General features: G+C 72.1%; 4 protein-coding genes and 1 pseudogene. 3 read left to right on the forward strand and 2 right to left on the reverse strand.

Going from position 1 to position 4,626, the window contains the following annotated elements; translation table 11 throughout:
• Window positions 1-1,074: pseudogene (locus AB0J09_RS56865) on the reverse strand (hypothetical protein); the annotation flags it as partial.
• Between the two features lie 71 nt (window positions 1,075-1,145).
• Here AB0J09_RS56865 and AB0J09_RS56870 point away from each other — a divergent pair.
• Complete coding sequence (locus tag AB0J09_RS56870; protein ID WP_360711084.1) at window positions 1,146-1,805, forward strand: histidine phosphatase family protein; 660 nt, start codon at window positions 1,146-1,148, stop codon at window positions 1,803-1,805.
• On the opposite strand, the gene AB0J09_RS56875 is transcribed toward AB0J09_RS56870, so the two are convergent.
• Entirely contained in the window at window positions 1,802-2,335 is a 534-nt protein-coding gene (locus AB0J09_RS56875; RefSeq protein WP_360711087.1) for a hypothetical protein, read from the reverse strand. The genes AB0J09_RS56870 and AB0J09_RS56875 overlap by 4 nt on opposite strands.
• A gap of 77 nt (window positions 2,336-2,412) precedes the next feature.
• Here AB0J09_RS56875 and AB0J09_RS56880 point away from each other — a divergent pair, with 77 nt between their 5' ends.
• Both AB0J09_RS56880 and AB0J09_RS56885 read left to right on the forward strand, forming a co-directional pair.
• Window positions 2,413-3,570, forward strand: coding sequence for a CoA transferase (locus AB0J09_RS56880; RefSeq protein WP_360711090.1), 1,158 nt, complete (start codon window positions 2,413-2,415; stop codon window positions 3,568-3,570).
• Window positions 3,571-3,644: 74 nt separating this feature from the next.
• A partial coding sequence (locus AB0J09_RS56885; RefSeq protein WP_360711093.1) for a carboxyl transferase domain-containing protein occupies window positions 3,645-4,626 on the forward strand: 982 nt, incomplete at its 3' end.

Below are 4,626 nucleotides of genomic sequence, written 5' to 3' on the forward strand. Positions count from 1 at the left end.
CTGGCCGGTCAGCGTGCCGTCGAGCAGCCGGCCCTGCCCGGTCCTGCGGTCGAACTGCCAGATGCGGCCGGTCGAGCTGGTGCCGACGAGCGTGTGGCCGAACCAGCCGAGCGGGCGGGCGGCGCCCTCCCCGTACTCGGTGAAGCCCAGCTTGGTGATCTCTCCGGTCTCGAGGTCGTATCTGACGAGCTCGTCGTGCTGGAACAGGTAGAGGTCCCGGCCGTGCCGGCCGCCGCCGACGGTGAGGTTGTCGACGTCCGCCACGACGTCCTTCCACTCGCGCTTGTCCAGGTCGTACACGCCCATGGGGTTGGCGCCGGTGGAGGTGACGAAGCGGACCAGCAGGTAGCGGCCGGCCAGGTCCACGTCGTAGGCGTAGCCGCTGCCCTCGACGGGCGGGTCGATCACCCGCTCGACAGTGCCGGCGGGGGAGAGCACCGCGACCTTCATGCTGCGCGCGCCGACGCCGGCGTAGAGGGTGCCGTCCTCGTCCACGGCCAGGTCCCTGACGTACTGGTCGCCGGGGACCGGGCTGCCCAGGTCGGTGAAGGCGCCGGTCGCGGTGTCGTAGCGGAAGAGCTTGCCGGTGGGCGAGGTGCCGCCGTAGACGGCGGAGCCGTCCGGGCTGGCGGCGACGGTCCAGACGAACGTCTCGGTCGCGATGGGGATGCCGAGCTCGCTCACCTGGTCGGTGGACGGCGTGTAGCGGAAGAGGCGGCCCATCGCTCCGGCGGTGGCGTTGTAGCTGCCCACGTACACCGAGTGGTCCGGGGCGACCGTGACGGCCCAGGAGCCGAGTGCGAGCGGCAGCGGCCGCTCGCCGATCAGGCGGCCGTCGCGGGCGTCCCTGATCCCGAGCAGCGCCGGGCCGGAGGCGCTGGAGGTGACGGAGTAGACCCGCGGGCCGTCGGGGTGGCCGGCGTCCAGCGCGGTCCCCGCGGTGGTGGCGCCGGTCAGCGGGAGCGTGCCGAGGTTCTTGAAGCCGCATCCGGTGGGCGGGGCTGCCGTGGATTCGGCCTGGGCCGGAGCTGAGAGTGATAAGGCAACAAGGAGCGCTGCGATGATGGTGCGCACGTACGACCTCCGAAATCGATATAACGGTCTTGACCGTAATCCGGTGAGTAGGTCCGTGACAAGATGTCGGAATGCCCCCGGAGCGAATCATCGCGGTGCGACACGGACAAAGCCAGGCGAATCTCGCCCACCAGCAGGCCGGCGACCGGCCGCTGTTCTACGAGCCGGGCGACCATGAGGTGACGCTGACCGGACTGGGCAGGGCGCAGGCGGCGGCGGTCGGGCGGTTACTGGCGGCCATGCCCGCTGCCGAGGCGCCCGAGGTGGTGTGGTGCTCGCCCTACCTGCGGGCGCTCGACACGTGGCGGGTGGCCCTGGAGGCGTGGGGCGCCGGCCCACTGCCGGTGACCGTGGACGAGCGGCTCAGGGACCAGGAGGCGGGGGCGTTCGCGCACTACAACCTGGCGGCGATCAGGGAGAGGTTCCCCGGGGAGCTGGCGCGGCGAGAGGCCGAGGGGGCCTACGCCTTCCGGCCGCCCGGCGGCGAGTCCCTGGCCGACGTCGTGGTCAGGCTCCGCGACCTCCTCGCCGATCTGCGCGAGCACGCGGCCGGTCGGCGGGTGCTGATCGTCGCCCATGACTCGGTGGTGCTGGGGCTGCGCCACGTCATCGCCGGCGGCCCTGACGCGGAGCTGGCGGCCGTGCTGGAGTTCGCGCCGGTGCTGAACGGCTCCGTGTCCGTCTGGGACCGTTCCGGGCTCGTCCGGTTCAACGACGTCACGCATCTCTAACCGGTGGAGACGACCAGGTCGGCTCGCTCCCGGGTCCGGTCCTCGGCGAACCACTCCTCCTCCGCCGCGAACCACTCCCGCCACCGGGGTTCCAGCTCGGCCCCGTCCCGCTCCATGACCCGTGCGAACCGCGTCTCCCGAGGAGCCTCCAGCCAGACGGTGAACGCCAGCAGATCGGCGATGGAGGCGCGGGCCGTGCCGACGCCCTCGATGACCAGGGCAGAGGGGACCGGGACGGAAACGCGCTCGGCGTATTCGCCGCGTACCCAGTCGTACCTGCGAAAACCGCCGGGCAGACCGTCCCGCAGCGGCACGAGCACCTGCGACTCCAGCGCGTGGAACCAGCCGCCCGGTCCGCCCTCCCACGGCACGGGGAAGTGGTCGCTGTGGATCACCTGGCAGCCGAGCGCCGCCCCCAGCCGGACCGCGAAGGTCGTCTTGCCCGCCCCCGCCGGCCCGTCCACGGCCACCAGCCGGACGGAGCCGCACGACGGCCGCAGGCTCATGATGTGCTCGGCCCAGTGATTCACCCGACCCAGGGTAGATGGCCGGGTATGTGCAACTGAGAGAATGTTCTTTCGCCCCGAACGCAAGTGGGAGGTTGATCTTGCTCGGACCCCTCGGCGACATAGTCGTGCTCGACTTGTCCAGGGCCCTTGCCGGGCCGCACGCAGCGCAGATGCTGGGTGACCTGGGCGCTCGGGTGATCAAGGTGGAGCATCCGGACGGGGGCGACGAGTCACGCGGCTGGGGGCCGCCGTTCGTCGGGCCGGATCACGAAATTTCGACCTATTTCCTGGCGGCCAACCGCAACAAGCAGTCCATCGCCGTCGACCTCAAGTCCGCCGAGGGCAAACGGCTCATCGAGCGCCTCGTACGCCAGAGCGACGTCCTCATCGAGAACTTCCGCACCGGCGTGCTCGACCGCCTGGGCTTCTCCGCCGAGCGCCTCCACGAGCTCAACCCCCGCCTGGTCATCCTGTCGATCACCGGTTTCGGCCACGACGGCCCCGAAGGCGGACGTCCCGGCTACGACCAGATCGCCCAGGGCGAGGCGGGCCTGATGTCGCTGACCGGCCCGTCGCCCGACGAGCCGTACCGCGTGGGCGCGTCCATCGCCGACCTGCTCGCCGGCATCCACGGCGCGTACGGCGTCGTCAGCGCCCTCTACGAGCGCGAGCGCACCGGTGAGGGCCGCGTCGTACGCACCTCGCTGCTGGCCGCGATCACCGGCGTCCACTCCTACCACGGCACCGCCTGGACGGTCGGCGGCAAAGTGCCGGCCGCCGGCGGCAACCACCACGCCTCCATCGCCCCCTACGGCGCCTTCCGCTGCGCCGACGGCATGTTGCAGATCGCCGCCGCCAACGACGGGCAGTGGAAGAAGGTCGCCACGCTGCTCGGCATCGACCCCGGCGCGCCGAAATACGCTACGAACAGGGAAAGGTTCGCGCACCGGGACGAGCTGATCGCCGACATGGAGAAGGCCCTGGCCGCCCACGACCGCGCCCACTGGCTGGCCAGGCTGGGCGAGGAGGGCGTGCCGGCGGGCGCGATCAGGTCGCTCGACGAGGTCTACGCCTGGGAGCAGACCCGCTCGCAGGGCCTGGTCGTCGAGGTGGAGCATCCTGTGCTGGGGAAGATCGAGCTGCCCGGGCCGCCGCTGCGCTTCGACGGGCTGACCGGCTTCGAGCACACCGCGCCGCCCGCGCTCGGCCAGGACGGCGACGCGGTGCTCGCCTGGCTGGAAGAGCGCGAACGATGATCCGTATTCCGTGGCACCGGACGGCGTCTTCGTGCGTCAACATTGCAACGCTGGCTGACATCTAGGGAGCGATAGTGAGCCGTCCGGACGCGCGCACACTGATCGAAACGATCCTCGACCGGGGGTCGTGGAAATCGTGGGACGCGCCGCCCGCCGACCCCGCGCAACCCGGCTCCTCCTACGCCGACGAGCTGGCCGCGGCCCGGGTCAAGTCCGGCTACGACGAGGCCGTCATCACCGGCGAAGGGCTGCTCGGCGGCCGCAGGGTGGCCATCGCGGTCTGCGAGTTCTCGTTCATGGCGGGCTCGATCGGGGTGGTGGCGGCCGAGCGGTTCACGGCCGCCGTCGAGCGGGCCACCCGCGAGCGGCTGCCGCTGCTGGCCGCGCCCGCGTCGGGCGGCACGCGCATGCAGGAGGGCGCGCTCGCGTTCGTCCAGATGGTGAAGATCACCGCCGCGATCCAGGCGCACCGGGCCGAGGGCCTGCCCTACCTGGTCTACCTGCGGCATCCGACGACGGGCGGGGTGTTCGCGTCGTGGGGGTCGCTCGGGCACGTCACGTTGGCCGAGCCGGGGGCGCTGATCGGGTTCCTGGGGCCGCGGGTGTTCGAGTCGCTGCACGGGTACCCGTTCCCCGAGGGCGTGCAGGTCTCGGAGAACCTGCACCGCAAGGGGCTGCTCGACGCGGTGGTGCCGGCCGAGGAGGCGCGGGAGCTCGCGATCAAGGCGCTTGGCGTGCTCGCCGACGACAGATCAGGCGTCGTGGCCGGCGCCCCTCCGGAGGAGGACCTGCGGCCCGTCGAGGCGTGGGAGGCGATCACCCGCTCGCGTCGCGACGACCGGCCAGGCGTGCGCGCGCTGCTCAAGCTCGCCGCCACCGACGTGACCCCGCTCAGCGGCAGCGGAGAGGGCGAGCACGAGCCGGGGCTGCTGCTCGCGCTGGCCAGGTTCGGCTCGGTGCCGGCGGTGGTGCTCGGCCAGGACCGGCGGGTCCAGCGGGCCAACTCGCCGCTCGGCCCGGCCGGGCTCAGGGTGGCCAGGCGCGGCATGCGGCTGG

It is taken from the genome of Nonomuraea sp. NPDC049784, from assembly GCF_040659615.1.
Taxonomy (GTDB): domain Bacteria; phylum Actinomycetota; class Actinomycetes; order Streptosporangiales; family Streptosporangiaceae; genus Nonomuraea.